Origin of the sequence: Roseiarcus fermentans (assembly GCF_003315135.1) — a bacterium.
Lineage (GTDB): Bacteria > Pseudomonadota > Alphaproteobacteria > Rhizobiales > Beijerinckiaceae > Roseiarcus > Roseiarcus fermentans.
The window spans coordinates 106,811-127,037 of record NZ_QNRK01000012.1 but is presented as its reverse complement, the minus strand read 5'-3'; the positions used below and the strand labels follow the sequence as shown (position 1 = coordinate 127,037).

Sequence of the window (20,227 nt, the reverse complement as noted above, 5' to 3'; positions counted from 1 at the left end):
TCCGCGTCGACTGGCGCATCGCGTCACGAAAGGTCATACTCAGATGCTCGGGCAAGTGCGAAAGTCGAATCATTGCTGGACGGTCGTGGGAGCAGCAAGATCTTCCGAGACGCCATGAACGTCCTTCCGGCGCCAATCCTCGATTGTGGCAGGCGTAGCCTGAAGCTTGGCGATGGCCTTGAACGGGAAAAGAGGGATGTGGACGGTGTGAGTGCCGTGACCCAACTTCGCCCGTCCGCACGTCGGCAGACGCCCATCCTTGTACCAGCGCAGACGCTCGCGCTGACTAATGCCGAGCGCCTTGTCAACTGCGCGCGGGGCGAGCGGCGCTGTCAGCACAGCGTCGATTTTCTCCCTCAGACGCTGCGCGATCCCGCGCATTCTGGGTCCGGCGGACAGGGCGAAAGCGAAGGATACCGACGTCGCGTCCGCACGGATCCTGTTGCCTCCCGATTTCTGGAGGTGTTTGGTCGCCACCTCCAGAGAGGCGGCGACTCGTCTCTCGCGATCGATGTCGGGGACCGAATCCAATTCGACAGAGAGGACAAACCCGCCTTCTTCTCGTTGCCAAGTTATGCGAGATGCCGCCGGCATCTTGTCCCTCATGAGCCGTCAGGTCGCGAATGTGCGTGCTCTTCGCCGCGCAAGCGACTTGATCCCTGAATCGGCCGTGGACGTGCTTCGTCAGCGCTGACCTCGCGGGGCCCAGACGTCGTCCTTGGCGCCGTCGCCGTTGAGATGACGGGCGACGATGAACATGAAATCGGCGAGCCGGTTCAGGTAGCGCTGGATCTCGGGATTGACCTCCTCCCCTTTGATCTGCGCGAGCGCGACAATTCTGCGCTCGGCGCGGCGAACAATGGTGCGGGCAAGATGGGCGAAGGCCCCAGTCATGTCCGCTCCGGTCGGAAGGACGAAATTGGCGAGGCGCGGCTGCGCCGCGTTCAACTCTTCGAGTTGGGCTTCGATTCGTGCGACCGGCTCGGGCTTGAACCGCAGCTTGGCGCCGACGTCCCCCGGCATGCTGAGATCCGCGCCGATGTCGAACAGGTCGATCTGGATCGAACGCAACCAGCCGCTCAGCCGTTCGTCGACTTGCACTGTGGTGCGCAGAACCCCGATAGTCGAGTTCGCCTCATCCACCGTGCCATAGGCCTCGACCCTCGGCGCGCACTTGAGCATGCGGCCCTTCCCGACCTGCGTCTCGCCAGCGTCGCCCAATCGCGTAACCACGCGGGTCCGCTTCTCTGAACTCGCATCCTTGGTCGTCATTCGCCCTGCTCCCTTCTCGCCGGTCCGAGCGCGCGGCGCCATGACATGTGGAGCCCCGCTTCGTTCAATGACGCGCTCGGGCGAGACAGCGTGCGGCTGTCTCGCCCTCTCAGTAGGCCTGCGGAAGCCGTAGGGCTTTCGCCTCGCTCAAAACTTCGCGGTCAAGCCCGCGAAGACCGAGACGCCCGGCGTCCCGTAGCCGTAGGTCAGCTGGTACTTCGCGTCGGTCAGGTTCTCGCCGCGCAGGAAGACGCCGAACGTGTCGTTGATCTTGTAGTTCACGATGCAGTCGAGCCTTGCGTATCCGGCCAGCGTCACATTCCTGTCGCCGCCGAAGGAGGCATAGAAATTCGTCCCCGGACGCGGACCCACGAGCAGGAGGCGCGGCTCGATCGAGAGGTTCGGCATGGCCGTCCAGACCGCCGAGACGTAGCCCGAGTTGAGCGGAACGTAGAGCACGGGGGTATGCGTCTGGGTGTCGACCGCGTTGTTGTAGGTGTATCCGCCGCGGATGTGCAGCACGTCCGGAACGGCGGTGGCGTCCGCCGTGATCTCGACGCCCTTCGTCTGGGCCGTGCCGATGTTGTAGTAGCAACCGCCCTGCGCGGCCGCCGACACGGTGCAGGAGTCGACAAGCCCGAAGCCGATCTCGTTCTTGTAGAACGTGTTGTACGCCGTCGCCGACAGGAACAGGCGGTCCTGGAACAGCTTCTGGTCGATGCCGATTTCGCCGCCGACGTTCTGCTCGGGCTGGAGGTCCGGCGTTCCGTATAGGCTGAAGCGCTGGAACAGCGTCGGCGCCTTGGCGCCGTTGCCGAAGGCGGCGCGCAGCTTCGTCCCCGTCTCGTCGATGCGGTAGGCGGCGGTCACGCGCCCTGTGGCGAAGGCCGGTCCTTCCTGGATCGCATCGACGCGCCCGCCGAAGGTCAGGTCGAGGCGCGACAGGAGCGGCAGGCGATATTCGGCGTACGCCGAGTTGGTCGTCTGCTGGGCGTCGACGGCCGTGAACGAACCGTCGTACGGATTGGGTTGCTGCGACGTGCTCATCGACTCGGTCATGTTCCGCGCGCCGAAGATCAGCGAGCCGTAAGGTCCGAAGGCGAGTTGCCCCTGGTATTCGGCGCCATAGCGGGCGCCGATGTAGCCCAGCGTGCAGTTGAAGGCATTGAAGTTGATGTCGTAGCACTGCTCCGTCATCCGGTTCCGCATGTCCGTCGTGTTGCCGAACACGGTCAGATGATTCGTCAGGATGCCGGTCGTGGCGTTCGCCCGGACGAATCCGTCGCCGATCCAGGTGGTCGAGGAGTTGTAGGGCGAGAAGACGTCGGAGGCGACAGTCGCGCCGGGATTCGACGTCTGCAGGGTGTTGCCCCACACGTTGAAGCCGAAGTCGACGCTCGCGTTCTCGTTGATCGTGTAGGTGAAGTTTCCGTTGGCTCCGCCCTTGTTCGACGGCTGCGTGTTCGGCAGCGGCGGCAGCGGCCCCATGCCGAACCCGTAGGTCAGCGGCTGGTTGACCCGGTAGCCGTAGCTCGGGAATCCGGCCGAATACATGTCGGTCACGCCGAGCGAATAGAGCCAGTCGCCGGTCGAGCCCGAGACGGTGGCGGTGCCCTGGATCGTGCCGTAGCTGCCGCCCTGGATCGTGACCGACCTGCGCTGCTCGCCCTTCTTGGCCTTCTTCGTGATGATGTTGATGACGCCCGACATGGCGTCGGAGCCGTAGAGCGAGGACTGCGGGCCGCGCACGATCTCGATGCGGTCGATGTCGAGGGCGCTGAGGTTGCCGAAGTCGAGCGCGCCGTTGGTGCTCGCCGGGTTGCCGATCGGGATGCCGTCGACCAACACGAGCACCTGGCCGGAATCGCCTCCGCGCAAGGTTACGCTGGTCTGTGTGCTCGGTCCGCCGTTCTGGGTGACCGTCACGGCCACGGCCTCGCGCAGCACCTCGGTGATGCCGTTGGCGCCCCATTGCTGGACCCGGGAGCCGGGAATGACGGTCACGTCGGAGCCGACGGAATTGACCGGCACTGGCGTACGTTCGGCGGTGACGGTGATCTCGCCTAGCGCGTTCGACGTCGCCTGGGCGTGAGCGAGATTGGGCTGGAGCGCGGCGACGACAAAAGCGGCGACGGCGCAGCCGGACAGCTGACTGTTCTTGACCATATGTCCTCCGGCCGTCCCACCGACGGCGTTGGTTATGTGGTCAAAGGCCGGTCTCCTGGCTCGCGGGTTGTCGCCGATTGCGCGCCTTCCCAGGGCTCGGCCCCAGTGGCTTGAATGCGCAAACGACTCGCCGCTTACAGTTGCGGGGGCAGCCGCGGAATTGCGCCCGAGGGGCGCTCACCGCATTCCCGTGATCCGGCTTTGCGAGCCGGATCGCCGATGACAGCCACAACGCTAGGCCGAGGTTTTTCGCAGTGCAAGCCCCCGTTTTGCCGCAATGAAACTACCAAGTTTCAGTGGATGATTGCGTGCAACTGCGCAAGAAGCGGCGCGGCCGGTCGAGGCGCGCTTGTCATTCGACGTTGAACCGGATTGTCGCGCTGGCTGAGAACGAACCGCCCGGCGGCGGCGGCGGCGCGATCGACTGGACGATGCGGCGGGCGGCGGCGTCGAGTTCCGCCACGCCCGACGATCGGACGACCGACACCGACGAGACCCTGCCGCTCGGCCCGATCGTGAAGGCGACGCCGACAGCCCCCGTCGACCCGCGGGCGCGGGCGGATTCCGGAAAGTATTTTCGCGCCTGAATCTCGGCGATGACCAGCGCACCGTAGTTCGACCGCGACATGCCGCCGCCGCCGGCCTGGCCTTGCCGTGCCCCCGAACGGCGCGCTCCGGACGCGCCTTGCCCGCCGCCGGCCGTTTCGCTCCCCTGTTGCCGGCCCCTGGGCGCCCCATGCCCGGAAGACCCGGCTCCGCCGTCAGCCTGCGCCGGGGAGGCGGGCCTAGCCTCGGGCTTCGGCCGCGGAGGAGCTTGCGTGCGGGGAGGCGGCGCGGCCTCGGCCTTTCGCTCGGGCCGTTCGGGCCGGGTCCCGGGCCGCGTCCTTTGCGGCGTCGGCCTCGAGGGAACAGGCGCCGGCGCCCGCGGCCGTATGTCGGACGGAGATGCGGACCGTACAGGCCGAGGTTGCTGGACGGCGACCTGGGTCGACGGCGCCGCAGGCGGTTTCGTTTCCACGGGTCGAGGCGCCTCCGGAGGGGGCGGAAGGGCTTCGACCACGGACGGCGGGGCCTGCGGCGCCGCCAGGTCGGCGACCGCGGGCGGTTTCGCTTCCATCGGTCGAGGGATTTCCGGCGGGGTCGGCGGACTCTCGGTCGCCGGGGCCGGCGGGCTAGCGGCCTCCGCGACCGACGGCGGGACTTGCGCCGCCGCCGGATCGGATGGCGGCGGCGACGGCTCGGCGACCGCGGGCGGTTTCTCCTCCTCCGGCCGAGGCGTCTCGGGCGGGGTCGGCGGGACCTGCGGCGGCTCAGACCTCGCCGGCGCTGGCTCGGCGACCGCGGGCGGCCAGGCCTCTTCGGGTTGAGGCGTCTCCGGCGGAGCGAGCGGCGGCGGCGATTGCGACGTCTGCTCGGGCGGGGTCGCGGGCATGTGGTCATCGGCAGCCGGCGCGGCCGGCGATCCGGCGGCGGACGTCGGCGCCGAGTCGACATGCTGCGACGCGCTCGCGACGGACGCCGCCGGCTGACCGTCCGATCCGGCCGCGGAACCCGTTTCAGAGGGGGCGTCGCCGGCCGCCACCGTTACCTCGATGGCGGCGTCGGGCGCTGACGGCGTCGGGAGGTCGAGGCTGAGGAGCGCGGCCAGCGCCGCCATGTGGGCGACGAGGACGAAGACCGCTTCCACGGCCTGCGCCAGGCGCGACGGCTTCGCCATGGCGCGGCTTGTCGGGGACCCCGGCGAGGCGTCGAGCGGGAAAGGACCCTCGCCGACCGCCTGACGGAGTTCGACATCGATCCGGGGCGACGATCCGTCCGCGCGGTCGAGCGGCGCGAGGATGGGGGGGAGATAGACGATCCGCGCGCCATCGCCGCCCTCGACCGGCGCCGAGCAGCCCCGGGGGTCGGGCGCGATCCACGCGAGTTCGACGTCCGGCGCCGCGACGCAAGATTGCGCCGGCGGCGCCTCCAGGGCGCCGGGATCGATCCTGACCTGCCGCGACACGCCGGCTCGCATCTTGCAGGTTCCGCGCTATTCGTGATCCGCCTGCGGCTTGCCCTCGTCGTCCTCGCTCGCCTCGTCGGCGACACGGTCGAAGACCTCTCTCCACAGCCTCAAGGCCGGCGATGCGCCCTCCTTCGCCTGAATCTGCCGCAGCGCGACTCTGCGCGCCGCCGTGGCGAAGCGCCCCTTCGGTCCATGCAACGCGGCCGGATCGAGGCCTTGGCGCACGCCCTCGGCGACGGCGTCCTTGAGCGCGATCAGATCGGGATCGCCGAACGCGCGGAGGATGTCCTGGAACCGCACGTGCAGCGCGAGGTCGAAGGGCGTCGGCCGCCCCATCTCGTCCCTGGCGGGATTGGCGGGGTACATGTGCGCGCAGGGAACCCAGCCTTCCGGGATCGGACTGGCGGCCGAATGGGTTCGACGGGCCCTGAGCAGTTTGGGAAGAAAATGGGTATGGGGCCCATCCGGGCTCTTCTGGTCGGGGCTCGGGATCGGCTGATAGACTTCCACGCGCCCGATCCTCGCGACGAAGACGCGGTGCGGGCTCGCCTCGAGGATTGCCTTCAGGGCGGGGCTTTCCGGCTCGAGCACGGATTGGCTTTCGCAGGCGCGCAGGCGGCGGACGAGATCCGGATCGGCCGTTCGCACGCAGACGTCGACCTGCAACGTCCCGGCGCCGACGTCGAACAGGGTCGCGTCACGGTCCGCTTCGCGCAGCGCGTCGCGATCGGGACCGATTTCGGTCAGCACGCTCCGGCCGCTCGTCGCGCAGACGTGGGCCGGCAGGCACAACGCGACGGCATGGCTCCAGAGATCCGCGTCCTTGGCCGTCGTCTCGTAGGCAATCGCCTGCACCCCAGCGAGATCGTCGAACCGGATGCCGCCTTTGGCCGTGACGGCCTCCGGGCGCGAGCCATCGGCGCCCGCGAGCAGAGGCTCGCCGGGGTCGCGGGAGAATTCCGCGATCGCTCCGAATGAACCGACGCTCCAGCTCGTGCCCGCGTTCAGCAGTTCCTCCCGGATCCACTCCGGGGACAGCACGATTGCGCTCATCGAAGACCTCCGAAACTTTCGTCCGAGGACCGGTCGCAGGGAACCCACGGCGCGACGAAGGGCTGGCCGTCCTGCTCGCCGCGAAACGCAGTGACGCCGTAAGCCTTGCGGATCAGCGCGTCGGAAAGCTCCGCCGGGTCCCCGTCGAGCAGAATGCTTCCGGCGCACAGGAGAACGATCCGGTCGCAGAACCGGGTCGCGAGCATCAGGTCGTGCAGCACCGCGACGACGCCCGCGCCGCCTCGGGCGGTCGATCGCAGGAGCTGCATGATCCGGAGCTGATGCAGAGGGTCGAGGGCCGCCACCGGCTCGTCGGCGAGCAATACCTCCCCTTCCGCCGCCAGCGCCCGCGCGAGAAGCACGCGCTTGCGCTCGCCTCCCGACAGGGTCGAGCAGGCGCGGAAACGGAGATGCGCGACCCCGGCAGCCTGCAGGGCGCGCTCGACCGCGTCCCGATCCTTCTGGCTCGGTCCCGCGAACGCGCGCCGATGGGGCAGCCGGCCCAGTTCGACGACGTGGTCGACCCTGAGCGCCCAGTTCACCTCGTCCCCTTGAGCGAGAAACGCGAGCCGGCGAGCGAGCACGGCGCGGCCGAGCGCGGAGCGGGGCTTGCCGTCGTAGCGCACGACGCCGCGGGTGGGGCGCACGAGGTCCGCCAGCGCACGCAGGAGGGTCGTCTTGCCGGCGCCGTTGGGGCCGATCAGGCCGACAAGCTCGCCGGGACGAAGCGTGAGCCAGACGTCGCCGAGAATCCGGGCGTCGCCGAAACGAACTTCGAGGCCTTCCGCCCGGATCTCCATCACGCGTCCTCACGAAGGCGGTAGACGAGGCTGAACAGGAACGGCCCGCCGATGACGGCGGTCATGACCCCGAGATGCAGCTCGGGACGGATCGGCATGAGGCGCACCGCGATGTCGGCGCCGAGCAGCAGGATCGCGCCGCCGAAGCCGCTGACCAGCAGGAGGCGCCCCGGCCTCGCGCCGACAAAGGGCCTCAGGATGTGCGGGACGACGAGACCGACGAACCCGATGACGCCGGTGACGGCGACCGCGGCGCCGACCGCGAGCGCGCATCCCGCGACGACCTTGACGCGCAGACGCGGGAGGTCGAAGCCGAGGCTGCGGGCGCTGTCCTCGCCGAGCGTCAGGGCGTCGAGCGCCGGTCCCACCGAGATGAGGAGCGCCCAGCCCGCGACCATCAGGGGGGCCGCCAGCCAGACCTGCGGCAGGCTGCGATCCACCAGCGACCCCATCAGCCAGAACACGATCTCGAGCGCGGCGTAGGGATTGGGCGAGAGGTTGAGCGCGATGCTCGTCATAGCGCCCGCGAAACTGTTGATGGCGACGCCCGCCAGAATCAGCGTCATCGTCCCCGCCCCGCGTCCCACGAGCGCGAACAGGATCAGCGCGACGACGAACGCGCCGGCGATGCCGCCGAGCGGCAGCGCCAGGGCGAAGGCGCCCGCGAGGCCGGAATAGAAGCAGACGACGGCGCCGAAGGCCGCGGCGCCGGAGACGCCGACGATGCCCGGCTCGGCCAGCGGATTGCGCAGGAGCCCCTGCATCGCGGCGCCGGTGATCCCGAGGCTGAATCCGACGAGCGCGCCGAGGATCGCGCGCGGAAGCCGGAGCTGCGTCAGGACCATCGCGGGAAGGCTTCGCTCCCCGTGCAGCGCGTCGGCGAGCGCGGGGAGGACGTCGAGCCGCGCGTAGCCGACGAAGGCCGAAGCGATCGTCATCGCAACGGCGGCGAGCGCCAGCAGGCCGGCCAGTTTCCAGTACGCCAGACGCTCTCTCCGCGCGTGCGCGTCGGTCCCCGGGAGTGCCGAAGCGGTCACGGCGAGGCCTCCGCGACCGGCGCGCGCGTCCCGTCGATCAGGCGCTCGACGGCGTCGACGACCGAAGGGCCCGCGCAGGTCCAGAGGCGCGAGGGGACGGACACGAGCCTCAGCCGCTCGCCGAGCTCCCGCACGACGGGATGGCGCAAAGCCTCCGTCGCAAGAGACGGCGGGCCGCTCGCGTCCGCGTCGAGGATCAGCACGTCCGCCTTCTGCAGCGCGACCGCCTCCAGCGGGATTTGCAGATAGCTCGCAAAGCCCAGCTTCTCTGCGAGATTGAGGAGGCCGGCGCGCTCCATGAGCTCGTTGACCAGGGATGCCTTGCCGACGGTGTAGCCGTTGGGCCGGAGCACGATTGCGTTCAGCGGCGGTCGATGGGCTTCGGACGCGAGACGATCGAGGCGCGCGTCCATGTCGGCGACGATCGCGTCTCCCTTCGCCGGCTCGCCGACCGCCGACGCGACGTTGCGGATCTGCTGGCGGACGCCCTCGAGCGTCGTCGGCACGCCGAACTCGACCACCCTGAAGCCCAGCTTCCTCAGGAGCTCCTTGGTCGTGCGCGACGTGAAGGTCCCGGCGAGAACGAGGTCCGGGTGGAAGGCCGCGACCTCCTCGGCGAGGCCGTGGTTGGCGGGAATTCCTGCCGCCGCCTCGGCCATGTTGGCGTTGCCGGGATCCTGGGACAGCCAGGTGACGGAGGCGATCCGGTCACGGTCGACGAGCCTCAGCAGAAGCTCGTCGGTGCACATGTTGATCGAGACGATGCGTTGGGGGTGCGTTGGCGCTCCGACGCCAGCCGGCGCCGCGATCGCGCTGATCGCCGTGGCAAACGAAATGGCGAGAATAGCCGGCTGCCGACCCCGTCGGGCAAGGCTCTGGAAAACAGTCTTCACACGACCATCCCACCGGATACCGGGTGGCCGTCACTGCGAAGCCAGCGTTCCTCTTGCGCCGGCGGATCCGGCGCGAAGGCTCTGCTACCCCCGGAACACCCCGTCCAGGGTCATCGCGCGTGACCACGGGCGACGGCAGGTCTCCTGGCTAGCGGGTCGCTGCTCTTGAGCCGCCTTCCCGGGATGTCTCCCAGTGGCGCGTGGCCCGAGAACTCGCCGCCGACAGTTGCGGGGGCAGCCGCGCTCAGGGACGATCGCTCGCCCTCGTCGCGTTCCCTTTTGATCCCCAAGGGGAACCGTCGAATGCTCGTTACCGGCTTCTCGGAGGAGGCGCAAGGAGCTTAACGGCGAGACGCAGGGCAAAATCCTCAATCGTTAACGGCCCGCCTCAATGGCCATCGACCTCGTCCTGAGGTGCTCCGAAGGGGCCTCGAAGGACGTTCCGGAGGGTGCCAGCGTCGCCATGAGCGCCATCTGGAGCATCCTTCGAGGGCCTTTGCTCGCCCAAAGTGCACCTCAGGATGATGTCCCAAACCAAAGGATACGGCGTTAACGATTGAGGATTCCGCCCTGCGGCGAGACGGCTGTGCGCGCCCTGCTACGCGCCGACCGCTCGGCGGCACGACTGCCCGACGAAGACGCCGGGGCAAGAGCAATCCACTTGAGAGCTTCGCGGTAGACTACCTCGGCCTCCGCCAGCGAGGTCTTTCGAAGACATAGCGAATCTGCTTCCGGCAAGTTCGGATCCGGCGATCCGGCACGAACAGCCGGCACTGGCTCCGAGGTCGCGCCCGGCGAATAACTCCAACCTGCCGCTCCCGGCTGCCGGACCGGTTCATTCTTGCGCCGGGATCCTCATGAATGCGGCAACCACCATCAGCCGGTGGCGCCCAGCATCTCGGGGTGACGACATAGAACGGGCAGAAAACCACGCTAAGCGGACAGAATGAGAACGAAGCGGGCGCTGATCAGAAACCGGTGAGGTCCTCGGGATACCTGCCGCCGCTGTCGAGGAAGCGCTCCCATGTCGAACGGCCGCGGACGCTGACCGTCAAACGGTGGGGTTCTGCCGGATCGGCTTCAAGCAAGCCGAGCTTGACCAGCGGTTGGATCGAGCTCGCGCCGATGACCTTGTCCGGTTTGATACCGGCGACGACGAGACGCCAGCCGAGTGTTCCTCGTTCGGTAACTTCGGGTTCCAGGTATCCGTTGCGATATTGATCGCCGCGTCGCCCGAACGTGAACAGACAGCAGGACCAAAACGCATTTCGGGGACGGGGCGGGATGAGCAGCCACTCCAGCGGCCCCTCCTCGGAGACTTCGGGCGTCGGTCTGACCGGATCGTCGCGAGCATCTGCGTAGCCTTGCTTGTAGGCGCGCTCGAGCGCCCGCGCGATGGCTCCGGCGGTGTCGACGGCATGACCGTACTTCCGATCGTAGCGGTCCTTCGCCACGATGCTCCGGGCTTCTTCCCGGAAATTGGCTTTTCGACGAGGATCCGCTGGAGGAGTCCGCGGGCGCCGGTTCACGAGATGCTCCCCGCATCCAGCACGCGGCGCCGTTTCACGATGTCGGCGACGGTATTCTTGCTGAGGCCCAACTCTCGGCCGATCAGCCGGTAGCTGCGACCGGCGTCGACGAGGGCGAGGACCTTGGGGGCGAGCCGATCGGATTTTGGACGCTGGCCAAGCTGCCGTCCAAGCGTCTTGCCTCTCGCCCTCGCCGCGGCGAGACCCGATCGCACCCGCTCCCGAAGGAGATCCCGTTCGAACTCGGCAATGCCGGCCAACATCGTGGCCATCATGCGCCCGGTCGCGCTCGCCAAGTCGAAGGTCATGCCGCTCAGCGCCACCACCGACACCCTTCGCGCCTCCAGTTCCCGCAGAGTCTCCAGGAGGTCGAGCGTGCTGCGACCCCACCGAGACAGTTCGGTTACGAGCACCGCATCGATTTGCCTGGCTTGGGCGAGCGCCATCACCTTTCGCCGCTCGACCCGATCGAACTTCGCGCCCGATCCGGTTTCCTTGAACACGCCCACTGCCTCGTAGCCCGCACGGTCGGCGAAGGCGCGCAGATCGCGCTCCTGGCGATCGCCGGATTGATCGGCCGTGGATACCCGGCAATAGATCGCAGCCTTCTGTCCCAATTGAACCATCCCGGCCCGAAGGCCTGGAACCCGCCGTTGGGCTGGCCTCTCCGCTAGACTGAACAGACATTACTCCAATTGGGACAGAACCGCCATGCCGCGCCGTCGCGCCATCACCGACGCCCAACTGGAAACATTGCTCACGTTGCCGACGGCCGAGCCCGACCTGATCCGGCACTACACACTCAGCCCGGCCGACCTCACCGTCATCGCGCGGCGCCGTCGGCCGCACAATCGCCTGGGCTTCGCCATCCAGCTCTGTGCCCTGCGGTTCCCCGGCCGCCTGCTGCAGCCGGGCGAGGTCGTGCCACGGGAGGTATTGGCCTTCGTCGCCGATCAGCTCGATCTTCCCCCGGATGTTCTGGTGGACTACGCAGCCCGACCGCAGACCCGATATGATCAGCTTGACGCTCTGTATTCCGTCTATGGTTTGCAGACCTTCACCCGACCCATCCAGCGCGAATTCGCCCAGTGGATGCTTCCTGCGGCGCTTACGACCACCAGTGGCGCGACGCTTGCCCGCCTGCTGCTGGAGGAACTGCGACGACGCGCCATTGCGGCGCCCGGACCCAGTGTCATCGAGCGCCTGGTTGCGACCGCCCTGCTGAAGGCGGAACGTCATATCGACCGACAGATTGACGCCGGCCTTACCGGTGCGCAACGCGACGCCTTGGAAGCTCTGCTCGAGATCCAGGCCGATACCGCTCTCAGCGTCCTCGCTTGGACACGTCAGACGAGGGGATTGGCCGGGCATCGCGCACTCGCTCGGCTGATCGACCAACTCGTGCGCTTGCGGTCTCTGGCGATCGACCCGTCGATCGTCGAAAGAATACATACCGATCGTCGGCGCATCCTGATGCGGGAGGGAACGCGACTATCGGCGCAACACCTGAAGATGCTGGCGCCGCTGCGTCGCTGTGCCATTCTCGCCGTCACCGTGCTCGAATCGATTACTCGGCTCACCGACGAGGTCATCGGCATGTTCGACCGGCTGATCGGGGGACTCTTCCGTCGAGCGGAGCGCCGCGCCGCCGAAGCGCTCCAGGCCAACGCCCGCGCCGTCAACGACAAGGTCCGTCTCCTCGTCAAATTGGGCGATGCGCTGATTGAGGCGCGCAGGACTGGTAGCGACGCCTTCGCCGCCATCGAGACCGTTCTTCCCTGGGACCGCTTCGCCGCCGCGGTCGCGGAAGCCAAGAAATTGTCACGCACCGACGGGCCTGACTACGCCGCCCTGGCGGCCGCCAATCATGCGGTTCTTCGTCGTGAGCTTCGGCTTCGAGGGCGTCGCCAGCGTCGGACCCCTCGTGGGGGAGCGACAGTCGGTTCGCGGGGACCGAAAGGCCTCTCCGGCGGAGACGAGGACGTGTCGCAACGCCCCCTCACATTAATGCATCTTAATTTGGATACTTCCGAAGAGCCCCCACCTACCGCTGTAGGGAACACGCGTCAACCACGGGGAAGCTGCACATCCCCGCTTCTGAACAGGACTAACGATGAAACTGATTTGCGAGTTGCGCAGCGCTCAAGCCGCAACCTGTGACTGCGAACGCGCGTCTCGACGTCTCGCGGCTAAGCCCGTCGTCGCTCTCTCGAGCCGAGGACCTCACGCGCAGCACTCCGGTATGGAGGTCTGATGTCGCGAAAATTCGGGGGTTCCCGCACCACGACCGACTTCCTCGCGGCCATCGAAAGAATCACCAAGGGCTGTTGGCCGATTCTCCCTGAAATCTGCGGGGCGGACGTCTCTCTAGAGAGGCATTGCTTCACACCTACCGCGCGCTCCGCAGCTTCCGGGCCAGCGGCTCGGGAATGGCGGAAGGATCTGCACGTCTGGGAGGGGGAGCCTCAATACCAACCTATTCTATACCGAGGAGCCTAAATGTTTCGGCAACAGCGTTTTGGGGACGTCAACAATACGCAGAGTCTGGTAGAATCGAATTCTTCAGGGCAAATCTTCGACCGGTGTCAGGAGCTGTCCGCGATCGCCGGCCGTCTGGACGAAATCGACGCGCAACACGGGGATTCTGAGACGCCTCCTCCCGAATTTGATGAGCTTTGCCTTCGGCGGCGGCAATTGGTGCGAGAGATTGTCGATGCTCCGGCACCGACGATCAGGGAATCGGTCCTGAAAACGACCGTCATCTCTTCGCTTCTTTCGGATGGGGAGTTGCGTCTCGGCCTGACCCGGAGCTGCGCCGCGGATTGCGAACGGGCGCTTGGCTACGAAGGCGAGGGTGATCAAGGTCTGGAGGCGCTCGAGCCCCTCTTGTGGACCGCGTGTCAACGGGTCCGTGAAGAGTTGGCCGCAGCGCCGGCGGACGACGAGGCCGTTCGGGAATCGTGGTTGGCGCAGTTGCGAGAGGCAATCCTGGCGATCGCTGGACACCAGGCCGAGACCTCGCTCGGCCTCAAGGCCAAGGGCGAGATTTTCCACGAGCTTTGGCGCGTGGCTGACGAGACCGAGGCGCTGGGCGCGCTGCAGATGTCCTATCTCAGCGACTTTAGAGCGCTGGCGTCCGCTCGCCTCAGCGACGAGCCGCTACGCCAACGGCGGCCTTGATCCCGTTTTTCGTTTGCGCGGAACCTTCATAGCGTCGTCCGGGACGACATGGAGTTCGAAACGCATGCGGCGCTCTTGTGTTCTGCCGGTCGGCGTCAGCCTGATCGCTTTTTCCACCCTCGCCTTCGCCGGCTCGGACAACCCGACCGCCGGCCCAGGCGCTCCAAGCAACGCTGCGGTCGACGGCGCGGTCCAGTCCGCGCCCTCGACCGCAACCGCATCGGGCTCAGATGCGCTGCTTGCGCTCGCCGCGCCGAGCGACATCGACGCCGTGCCGGTCCTGAAGCACATCGCCGCGACCGGCGCTCAGCTGCTCGATCTCGGCCAGGCGCATGGGCTCCGCAGCGTCAGCGCCCGAAGCGGCGAGCAATTCATGATCCTGCAGATCGCTCCGGATGGGCAGGCCGTCGTCGGCGGCCCACAGCTCGATCTTCCGGTCGACAGGCTGATGACGTTGGCGGCGGGGCAGGTGAAGGAGCTCGGCGAAACGCACGGGCTGCGCGGGCTCTATCTGCGGAACGGGCAAGAGTTTCAGGTGCTCTACGCGACGCCGGACGGCCGGGCGACGATCGCCGGCGTGATGTGGGACGCGACCGGCAAGAATTTGACCCGCGAACAGGTGTCGAAGATCGACGGCGCGATCCCAACCGTCGTCGTCGACAAGGATGGGGCGAGGTCGGTCGAGGCGGTCGCCCGGGCCGACGCGCTGCTCGGCGTCGAGCGCGCAGCCTTCGGCCTCATCGGCGATCCGGCCGCGCCGAGGCTGTGGATGATCGTCGATCCCTTCTGCAGCTATTCCGTGCGGGCGTTCGACGCGCTCAAGCCCTATGTGACGGCTGGCCGCATCCAGGTGGCGGTCGTGCCGATCTCGATCCTCGACTACGAGGACAACGGGCAGAGCACGCGATCGGCGGAGTCCCTGTTGAGCCAACCGCCATCGAAGATGGCCGAGGCCTGGGATCACCAGAATTTTCGCCTGGCGGCGTCGCCCGAGGCGCCCGCACGGCTCGAGATGAACAATCGGATCGCCGACGCGATCGGACTTCGCGGGACGCCGACGCTCATCTGGCGCAAGGCGGACGGGAGCGCGGGCGAGATCGACGGCATACCGAAAAATTGGGATGCGCTGATCGCCGAGGTCGAGGAGGCGCACAATGTCTCGCGATAGCGACGAGCGCGATCCGGTTCGGCGGCGCCTTCTGCGCCGTCTCGGCGAGCCGGCCCTGTCGCCCCTTCTCTCGCTCAAGCTCCGCGAGCGCTACGTCGCGCTTCGGCGAGACCTCGAGCGGCTCCGGTCCCGCGACGACGGACGGACGTCGAAGGTTCGGCTCGACGAGACGGGCGCGTTCGACCTCGAAGCGATGGCCTTCCTGCACGGGCAGGCGCGCCGCCGCTTCGAAGACACGCTGGCGCGCCGGCGGCGATCGACGGCGCGCTACGCGTGGATCTTTTTGGGGCTCGGGGCGATGTTCTTCGTCGCCTGGCTCTATCGGCTCGCGACCATGAGCTGGACTGTGAACGCGACGGTGACGGCGTTGCAGTTCACCCCGGCCTGCGCGGTGTTCTTCCTGCTCGCGCTCCTGTTCGGGCTCGAGAACTATCAGATTCGGCTCGGTCGAAAGGTCTCGGTTCGGGAATTTTTTAGCGCGCCGTCCGGCTTCTGGCCGCGCTGAGGGATGTCATTCGGGCCAGAAATCTTGGTCCATCATCTGGTCGAAAGTCCAAGGGGCGCTCGGCGGGAACATCGTCTTGGGCAAACCCGTTTCCGCATAAGCCTCTCCGCGCGCATTGGCGTAGGCGTACTCCACGGCTTCGGGCAGTCTTGATCTAAGGCTCGGATTGTCTTTGAGATGAACAGCAAGGTCGCGCCTTTGGTTGGTGATCGTAACCTCCCATGACGGGCCGCGACGTCCTGGCTGATACTGCCACTTGAGCAGGTGCGCCAGCAGCACAGTCAGACGGCTCACGAGCTCGCGCTTTTCCGTCTTCCCCATGCTTTCGATTTCCTCGGCGATGTTGGCGATGTCCGCCTCGCTCAGGCGTCCCTGGCGCAGGAGCGCGGCCTGTTCGTTCGCCCAGGCGTAGAAATCAGTCTGATAGGTGGTGGAACTGGTGTCGCCCATAGCGGCCTTTTACCACGAGCAGGCCTGAGGGGGCAAAACGGACGGGCCTGGGATGCGGCGCCCCTTCCGCATGCCGCCACGGACAGCTCAGCGTCAGAACGTTCCGGGCGGCTTCAGCGCCGACCCTCCGCCGGCCCCGGTCGCCCATTCCGCGCCCTCGTAGTCAGGGCGGGAGGCCTGCGAGGCGGGCTCGGCCGGCTTCACGATCGTCCGCTGCACGTCATACGCCGGCGGCCGCCAAGTCGCGTTGGCCGATCCGTAAGGCGCGTACGGATCGTACCACGGGTTTCGGACGGTGGGAGGGGCTAGCGCGGCGTAGCTCGAGGGGGTGCGGAGGTTGCCCTGGGCGCAACCGGCGAGGGCCGGGACAAGGAGGGCGATCGGGAGAAGGCGGTTCATGGATGGGCTCCGGGTTCGGAGCTCATCCTGACGGGCGGCCGCGCGAACGCCGCGTCGGAAATCAGGGCCGCGCCAGGGCGTCGGTCAGGGCGTCGAGTCTCTCAGCCTTTTCCGGCGTCTCGCTGAAGCCGAAAAAGAGGCCGCCCAGATCGATGACTTCCGCGGCTTCCTTGACCATCGCGACCAGTTCGCCGAATTCTGACCGATCGGCGCGCCCGGCGAGGAGGGCGTCGAGGATCGCGGTCGCGACGAGGCGGAAGCATTGCAGGCTCTGCTTTTCCTCGTGGGTCTTCTGATGTGCGTCCTCCTCAGCGGCGAGGTCGGGGTTTCGCTCTTCAAAACGGGCGCGGAGAGCGGCGTTTTCCTGCCGCAGGGCATTTGCCTCGGCCGCGGCGGGGGCGAGTCGTTCGTCGCGCCAGAAGAGGGCCTCGTTGCGGAACTGGTGGACCTTTTCTTCGAGGCTATCCGCGACCTTGTGGTTATGCGCCGCCGTCGCTCTGGCCTCAGTCAGCGCGGCGTGAAGGCGATCAATGTACGATTGATCGACTTTGACGGGTCGCTCACCATAAAAGAGTCGGTCCACGATTTCGCGGTCGCGACGCAAGTTTTCCGCGTCCGAGCGTCCGGCGTCATAACCGAGACCGTAACCGATCCAGCCGTTCATTCACCGCCCTCCGGTTCTCGCCGGCCGCCACCCATGTTCATCTGCGCCTGCATCGTCGTGTCCAACCCCGAGGAGGGGTCGTTCTTGCCGGCGTTATTTGATCCGATCGCCTTTTGACCGCCCCGTCCTACAGACGGTCCAGTCTCCGACCCGATCTCCTTCGGCTTTACGGCTCCTCGGATCGTCTCGAGCGTCTTCTGCGTCCCGATCAATCCGGCGGCCTGCGCCCACTCGTCCATGTCGACCCGGTTGGCCGACGAGAACCCGATCATGCGCGGCACGTGGTGCGGGATCAAGGTGATCATCCGGAACGAGGCAATCGCCGCCACGACATGCGCGAGCACGAAGATCGAGAGCAGCACGAAGAGCCCAAGCCAATCGGTGACGATCCAGCCGTCGCCGAGCACGAAGGCTGCCGCGACGCCGAACGACATGCGGATGAGCCAGGAGATGCAGGTGAAGATGAAATAGCCGAGGAAGAGCCCGATCAGCATCAGCACCGGCCGGAAGAGAATGTTGAACAGGAGCTCGTAGCCGGCGAGGCCCCGCCCGTGCAGCCCGTCGCCCTCGAAGGTCAGATGAGCGAGCATCCATAGGGGGACGGCGATCATGGCCTCGCAGACGAGGATCAGGTAGCCCGCGATCCCGGCGATCCACATGACCCAGGGGATCATCGGCAAGACGAAGGCGATGGTGAGGCCCGGGATCAGGAGCGCCATGCAGCCGAAGAAAATCGGCGTTGCGAAGAACTGCATTAGGACGCTGAGCGTGATGGTCCCGACCGCGCCCGCCCAGTTCAGCGTCAGGGCGTTGAAGAGGGTGGTCGCGGCCGTGCCCGTTGTGGTCGAGGCGATCCCGGCGAGGCCGAGGGCGGTCATGGCGACCATGATCATCTGGTTGCCGAGCGCGATGAGGCCGCCGAACGGGTCGGCCCAGTTCTGCGCGGTCGGGGAGAGGTTGTCGACGAAGCTCTGCAGGAGGGTCGGGGTGAAGTTCAGCGCTCGGAAGAGCTTTTCCATCATGCCGCCGCCGTCCGAGCCGGTCATCGTGCCGGTCAGCGTATCGGCGTTGCCGCCGGGCGAGGTCAGCCCGTCGGCGGTCGCGACATAGGTCTTGAGCTTGTCAAGAAACGAGCTCGAGGAGGTGAAGAGGGGCGCGATGTCGGCTTTCAGCGAGGGCGACAGGCCCTCGAAGCTCGGCATGTTGACCGTGGGCGTGCCGCTCGCGAGCGACAGCGTGAGGCCGTTGAGGCGGGCGAAGCCGAGGTAGTAGGACGCGGCCGAGCTCCAGCCGAGCGTCGAGAGCTGAACCTCGTTCTTGGCAAGGCCGAGATTGCCGTCGCGCGCGTCGGCCGCCTTGAGATTCGCGCGCAATTGGGCGGTGATCGCCTGGGCTGCGGTCGTGAGTTGATCGGTATAGGTCTGGGTCGCGTTCTGATAGAGGCCGAGGAGCGGCTGCAGCGCACCTTGCGTCTTGGTCTGCCAGTAGGACTGGGCGATCGAATCGATCTGTGGCCGCAGCGAGCTCAAGATGCCTTCGAGGATGGTCCGCTGCTGGTCGGCCATGCTGATCGTCACGCCGCCGAGCGTCGCGGCGCCGGCCGACGAGTCGGCGACCGAGATCGATCCGCAGGTCGGCGATCCGGTGCCGTTCCCAGCGGCCATCGAATAGGCGTAGGTGACGACGGCGCCCTTTCCGGCGTTGACGGTCGTGGCGGTCGGGGCGGGCATGAGGGTCGAGCTCGTCGCCTGGTTGACGAGGCTGCGACAGAGCTCGTCGGTCAGGAGCCCGAGGACGATGGTGCGGGCGCCGGGGATGACGGGGTCGGCGATCACCATGGCGTCGGGCCCGATCGCCTTGACCGCGTTGGCGTAGAGGGCGCGGGCCATGCCGATGCCCCACCCGGCCACCTGCATAACGCCCGCCTGCCCGACCGAGAAGCCGGAGGCCAGCGGAAACATCATGATGGCGGCGAAGCCGATGCGCACCCCGGCCATCGAGGTCATGGCGGAGGTCAGGATCTGCCCGGATTCGGCGACCCGGTGGATGTTGATGATGGTGAGGTAGCAGAGGAAGAACATGGCGAGCGCCATGACGACGGCGGTGATCTGCCCGAGCATCTTTCCGATCACGGTCGCGGCGGTTCCGGTCGCGGTCGGCGGCGTTCCGCTGACCGGGAACACGCTTTGCAGCATTTGCCACGTCCAGTCGTCGCCGGGATCGAGCGCCGACCAGCTGATGTTGAAGGAGCTTGTGTCCGTCGACTGAGCCAAAGCTGCGTCGACGAGGAGAAGGGAGACAGCGATCGCCGGGACAAGGGAACGAAGGGGGATGGTCATGGGGCGGCCTCGAGCGCGGACGGCTCGAGGATGACCGAGAGCTGCGCGAACAGGGTCGCCCGTTCGACGGGAAAAAGCCGGCGGCCCGAAGGACCGTCGGCTCGAGGGTCGGGCGGGGGTAGGATTACCGCCCGAGACCGGGGCTCGGCGAGGGACCGCGGAGATGAGCGTCGCGGCTGAACGCCTGCTGGACCGTCGCGAAGAGCCTCTGAACCGCTTCCTTGCCAGTCTCGACGAGCTCGTCGAGAGCGGATTTCCCGTCCTGGCGTCCCGGCAGCGTCCTTGCGACCTCGGCGATCTCGTGATCGAGGGTCTGAAGCCGCGCGAGGTTCGGATCGTTTTTCGACTGCGCGGCCGTCGGCAGGGCGGCGCGGGCCTCGGCGTAGCCGGCGACGGCGACGGTGGCCTTTTCATAAGCCGCCGCGAACCCCTCATCGTGGGAAAGGACCGTGTTGAATTCCTTGCGGAGATCCTCGAACCGGCCGCCCGGTCGCATTTCCGAGAGCACGTTCTCGATTCCGCCGTTGGCTTTGGCGGCCTCTCGGATCCTGGCGAGGATTCCGGCTGTTTCCTGCCGCTCGAGGGCTTCGAGGGACGCGACGACGCCCGCCGCGGCCACAGCTGCTCCGCGGGCCTGTTCGGCGTCGCGGCGCGGTTGCAGGCGTTCGGCTTCGAAGGCGGTGAGCTTGGCCCGAAGCCCGCCGGCCGGAGCGCTCTTCTCGGCCCCAGCGACGCGCGTGGTTGGCATGGACGCTTCGTCACCA

18 protein-coding genes, 1 pseudogene and 2 riboswitches are annotated in these 20,227 nt (G+C 67.2%); of the genes and pseudogenes, 4 read left to right on the top strand and 15 right to left on the bottom strand.

The genetic code is table 11. The features are described from left to right. Nucleotides 1–69: 69 nt before the first annotated feature. From DFR50_RS12585 to DFR50_RS12540, 10 genes are all read right to left on the bottom strand, one after another. Complete coding sequence (locus tag DFR50_RS12585) at nucleotides 70–606, bottom strand: hypothetical protein (protein ID WP_113889583.1); 537 nt, start codon at nucleotides 604–606, stop codon at nucleotides 70–72. 78 nt (nucleotides 607–684) lie between these two features. Further along, complete coding sequence (locus tag DFR50_RS12580; RefSeq protein ID WP_113889581.1) at nucleotides 685–1,272, bottom strand: cob(I)yrinic acid a,c-diamide adenosyltransferase; 588 nt, start codon at nucleotides 1,270–1,272, stop codon at nucleotides 685–687. Between the two features lie 147 nt (nucleotides 1,273–1,419). Beyond that, nucleotides 1,420–3,438 (bottom strand): TonB-dependent receptor plug domain-containing protein, encoded by a 2,019-nt coding sequence (locus tag DFR50_RS12575; protein WP_113889579.1) that lies wholly within the window; start codon nucleotides 3,436–3,438, stop codon nucleotides 1,420–1,422. A gap of 28 nt (nucleotides 3,439–3,466) precedes the next feature. Beyond that, nucleotides 3,467–3,674: riboswitch (cobalamin riboswitch) on the bottom strand. Nucleotides 3,675–3,790: 116 nt separating this feature from the next. Beyond that, on the bottom strand, nucleotides 3,791–4,066 hold the full coding sequence (locus DFR50_RS32080; RefSeq protein ID WP_170153190.1) for a TonB family protein: 276 nt from the start codon (nucleotides 4,064–4,066) through the stop codon (nucleotides 3,791–3,793). A 1,404-nt stretch (nucleotides 4,067–5,470) separates the two neighbouring features. Then, complete coding sequence (locus DFR50_RS12565) at nucleotides 5,471–6,499, bottom strand: DUF6925 family protein (RefSeq protein ID WP_113889577.1); 1,029 nt, start codon at nucleotides 6,497–6,499, stop codon at nucleotides 5,471–5,473. Continuing rightward, entirely contained in the window at nucleotides 6,496–7,299 is an 804-nt protein-coding gene (locus DFR50_RS12560) for an ABC transporter ATP-binding protein (protein ID WP_113889575.1), read from the bottom strand. The genes DFR50_RS12565 and DFR50_RS12560 overlap by 4 nt, the downstream gene beginning before the upstream one ends. After that, on the bottom strand, nucleotides 7,299–8,237 hold the full coding sequence (locus tag DFR50_RS12555; RefSeq protein ID WP_113889659.1) for a FecCD family ABC transporter permease: 939 nt from the start codon (nucleotides 8,235–8,237) through the stop codon (nucleotides 7,299–7,301). Before DFR50_RS12555 ends, DFR50_RS12560 begins: the two co-directional genes overlap by 1 nt. A gap of 95 nt (nucleotides 8,238–8,332) precedes the next feature. Then, nucleotides 8,333–9,229 carry an ABC transporter substrate-binding protein gene (locus DFR50_RS12550; protein ID WP_113889574.1) on the bottom strand — a complete coding sequence of 299 codons (897 nt, stop codon included), beginning with the start codon at nucleotides 9,227–9,229 and terminating at the stop codon, nucleotides 8,333–8,335. A 117-nt stretch (nucleotides 9,230–9,346) separates the two neighbouring features. Further along, nucleotides 9,347–9,545, bottom strand: a riboswitch (cobalamin riboswitch). A 652-nt stretch (nucleotides 9,546–10,197) separates the two neighbouring features. After that, nucleotides 10,198–10,683 (bottom strand): hypothetical protein, encoded by a 486-nt coding sequence (locus tag DFR50_RS12545; protein WP_245427690.1) that lies wholly within the window; start codon nucleotides 10,681–10,683, stop codon nucleotides 10,198–10,200. 71 nt (nucleotides 10,684–10,754) lie between these two features. Next, on the bottom strand, nucleotides 10,755–11,375 hold the full coding sequence (locus DFR50_RS12540) for a recombinase family protein (RefSeq protein WP_113889571.1): 621 nt from the start codon (nucleotides 11,373–11,375) through the stop codon (nucleotides 10,755–10,757). A 94-nt stretch (nucleotides 11,376–11,469) separates the two neighbouring features. On the opposite strand from DFR50_RS12540, the pseudogene DFR50_RS12535 reads away from it, so the two are divergent. From DFR50_RS12535 to DFR50_RS12520, 4 genes and pseudogenes are all read left to right on the top strand, one after another. Then, nucleotides 11,470–12,642, top strand: a pseudogene (locus tag DFR50_RS12535) (DUF4158 domain-containing protein); the annotation flags it as partial. Between the two features lie 615 nt (nucleotides 12,643–13,257). Beyond that, a complete protein-coding gene (locus DFR50_RS12530) occupies nucleotides 13,258–13,938 on the top strand; it encodes a hypothetical protein (RefSeq protein WP_113889567.1) in 681 nt (226 codons plus the stop codon). Nucleotides 13,939–14,002: 64 nt separating this feature from the next. Continuing rightward, nucleotides 14,003–15,106, top strand: coding sequence for a hypothetical protein (locus tag DFR50_RS12525; protein WP_210208876.1), 1,104 nt, complete (start codon nucleotides 14,003–14,005; stop codon nucleotides 15,104–15,106). Continuing rightward, a complete protein-coding gene (locus DFR50_RS12520; protein ID WP_113889565.1) occupies nucleotides 15,093–15,611 on the top strand; it encodes a hypothetical protein in 519 nt (172 codons plus the stop codon). The genes DFR50_RS12525 and DFR50_RS12520 overlap by 14 nt, the downstream gene beginning before the upstream one ends. A gap of 6 nt (nucleotides 15,612–15,617) precedes the next feature. Here the strand turns inward: DFR50_RS12520 and DFR50_RS12515 are convergent, their stop codons facing one another. From DFR50_RS12515 to DFR50_RS32530, 5 genes are all read right to left on the bottom strand, one after another. Continuing rightward, nucleotides 15,618–16,061 (bottom strand): DUF29 domain-containing protein, encoded by a 444-nt coding sequence (locus tag DFR50_RS12515; protein WP_113889563.1) that lies wholly within the window; start codon nucleotides 16,059–16,061, stop codon nucleotides 15,618–15,620. Nucleotides 16,062–16,154: 93 nt separating this feature from the next. After that, nucleotides 16,155–16,460, bottom strand: coding sequence for a hypothetical protein (locus tag DFR50_RS12510; protein WP_113889562.1), 306 nt, complete (start codon nucleotides 16,458–16,460; stop codon nucleotides 16,155–16,157). Nucleotides 16,461–16,521: 61 nt separating this feature from the next. Further along, nucleotides 16,522–17,124 (bottom strand): hypothetical protein, encoded by a 603-nt coding sequence (locus DFR50_RS12505; RefSeq protein ID WP_113889561.1) that lies wholly within the window; start codon nucleotides 17,122–17,124, stop codon nucleotides 16,522–16,524. Next, nucleotides 17,121–19,463: a DotA/TraY family protein gene (locus DFR50_RS32075; protein ID WP_170153189.1), complete on the bottom strand. Its 2,343-nt coding sequence runs from the start codon at nucleotides 19,461–19,463 to the stop codon at nucleotides 17,121–17,123. Before DFR50_RS32075 ends, DFR50_RS12505 begins: the two co-directional genes overlap by 4 nt. A gap of 124 nt (nucleotides 19,464–19,587) precedes the next feature. Next, on the bottom strand, nucleotides 19,588–20,211 hold the full coding sequence (locus tag DFR50_RS32530) for a hypothetical protein (RefSeq protein ID WP_210208875.1): 624 nt from the start codon (nucleotides 20,209–20,211) through the stop codon (nucleotides 19,588–19,590). Nucleotides 20,212–20,227: the final 16 nt, after the last annotated feature.

Excerpts from the sequence above, each read along its gene's own strand:
- DFR50_RS12585 (WP_113889583.1), bottom strand. The coding sequence starts at position 606 with ATGAGGGACAAGATGCCGGCGGCATCTCGCATAACTTGGCAACGAGAA.
- DFR50_RS12580 (WP_113889581.1), bottom strand. The coding sequence starts at position 1,272 with ATGACGACCAAGGATGCGAGTTCAGAGAAGCGGACCCGCGTGGTTACG.
- DFR50_RS12575 (WP_113889579.1), bottom strand. The coding sequence starts at position 3,438 with ATGGTCAAGAACAGTCAGCTGTCCGGCTGCGCCGTCGCCGCTTTTGTC.
- DFR50_RS32080 (WP_170153190.1), bottom strand. The coding sequence starts at position 4,066 with ATGTCGCGGTCGAACTACGGTGCGCTGGTCATCGCCGAGATTCAGGCG.
- DFR50_RS12565 (WP_113889577.1), bottom strand. The coding sequence starts at position 6,499 with ATGAGCGCAATCGTGCTGTCCCCGGAGTGGATCCGGGAGGAACTGCTG.
- DFR50_RS12560 (WP_113889575.1), bottom strand. The coding sequence starts at position 7,299 with ATGGAGATCCGGGCGGAAGGCCTCGAAGTTCGTTTCGGCGACGCCCGG.
- DFR50_RS12555 (WP_113889659.1), bottom strand. The coding sequence starts at position 8,237 with ATGACGATCGCTTCGGCCTTCGTCGGCTACGCGCGGCTCGACGTCCTC.
- DFR50_RS12530 (WP_113889567.1), top strand. The coding sequence starts at position 13,258 with ATGTTTCGGCAACAGCGTTTTGGGGACGTCAACAATACGCAGAGTCTG.
- DFR50_RS12525 (WP_210208876.1), top strand. The coding sequence starts at position 14,003 with ATGCGGCGCTCTTGTGTTCTGCCGGTCGGCGTCAGCCTGATCGCTTTT.
- DFR50_RS12520 (WP_113889565.1), top strand. The coding sequence starts at position 15,093 with ATGTCTCGCGATAGCGACGAGCGCGATCCGGTTCGGCGGCGCCTTCTG.
- DFR50_RS12515 (WP_113889563.1), bottom strand. The coding sequence starts at position 16,061 with ATGGGCGACACCAGTTCCACCACCTATCAGACTGATTTCTACGCCTGG.
- DFR50_RS12510 (WP_113889562.1), bottom strand. The coding sequence starts at position 16,460 with ATGAACCGCCTTCTCCCGATCGCCCTCCTTGTCCCGGCCCTCGCCGGT.
- DFR50_RS12505 (WP_113889561.1), bottom strand. The coding sequence starts at position 17,124 with ATGAACGGCTGGATCGGTTACGGTCTCGGTTATGACGCCGGACGCTCG.
- DFR50_RS32075 (WP_170153189.1), bottom strand. The coding sequence starts at position 19,463 with ATGACCATCCCCCTTCGTTCCCTTGTCCCGGCGATCGCTGTCTCCCTT.
- DFR50_RS32530 (WP_210208875.1), bottom strand. The coding sequence starts at position 20,211 with ATGCCAACCACGCGCGTCGCTGGGGCCGAGAAGAGCGCTCCGGCCGGC.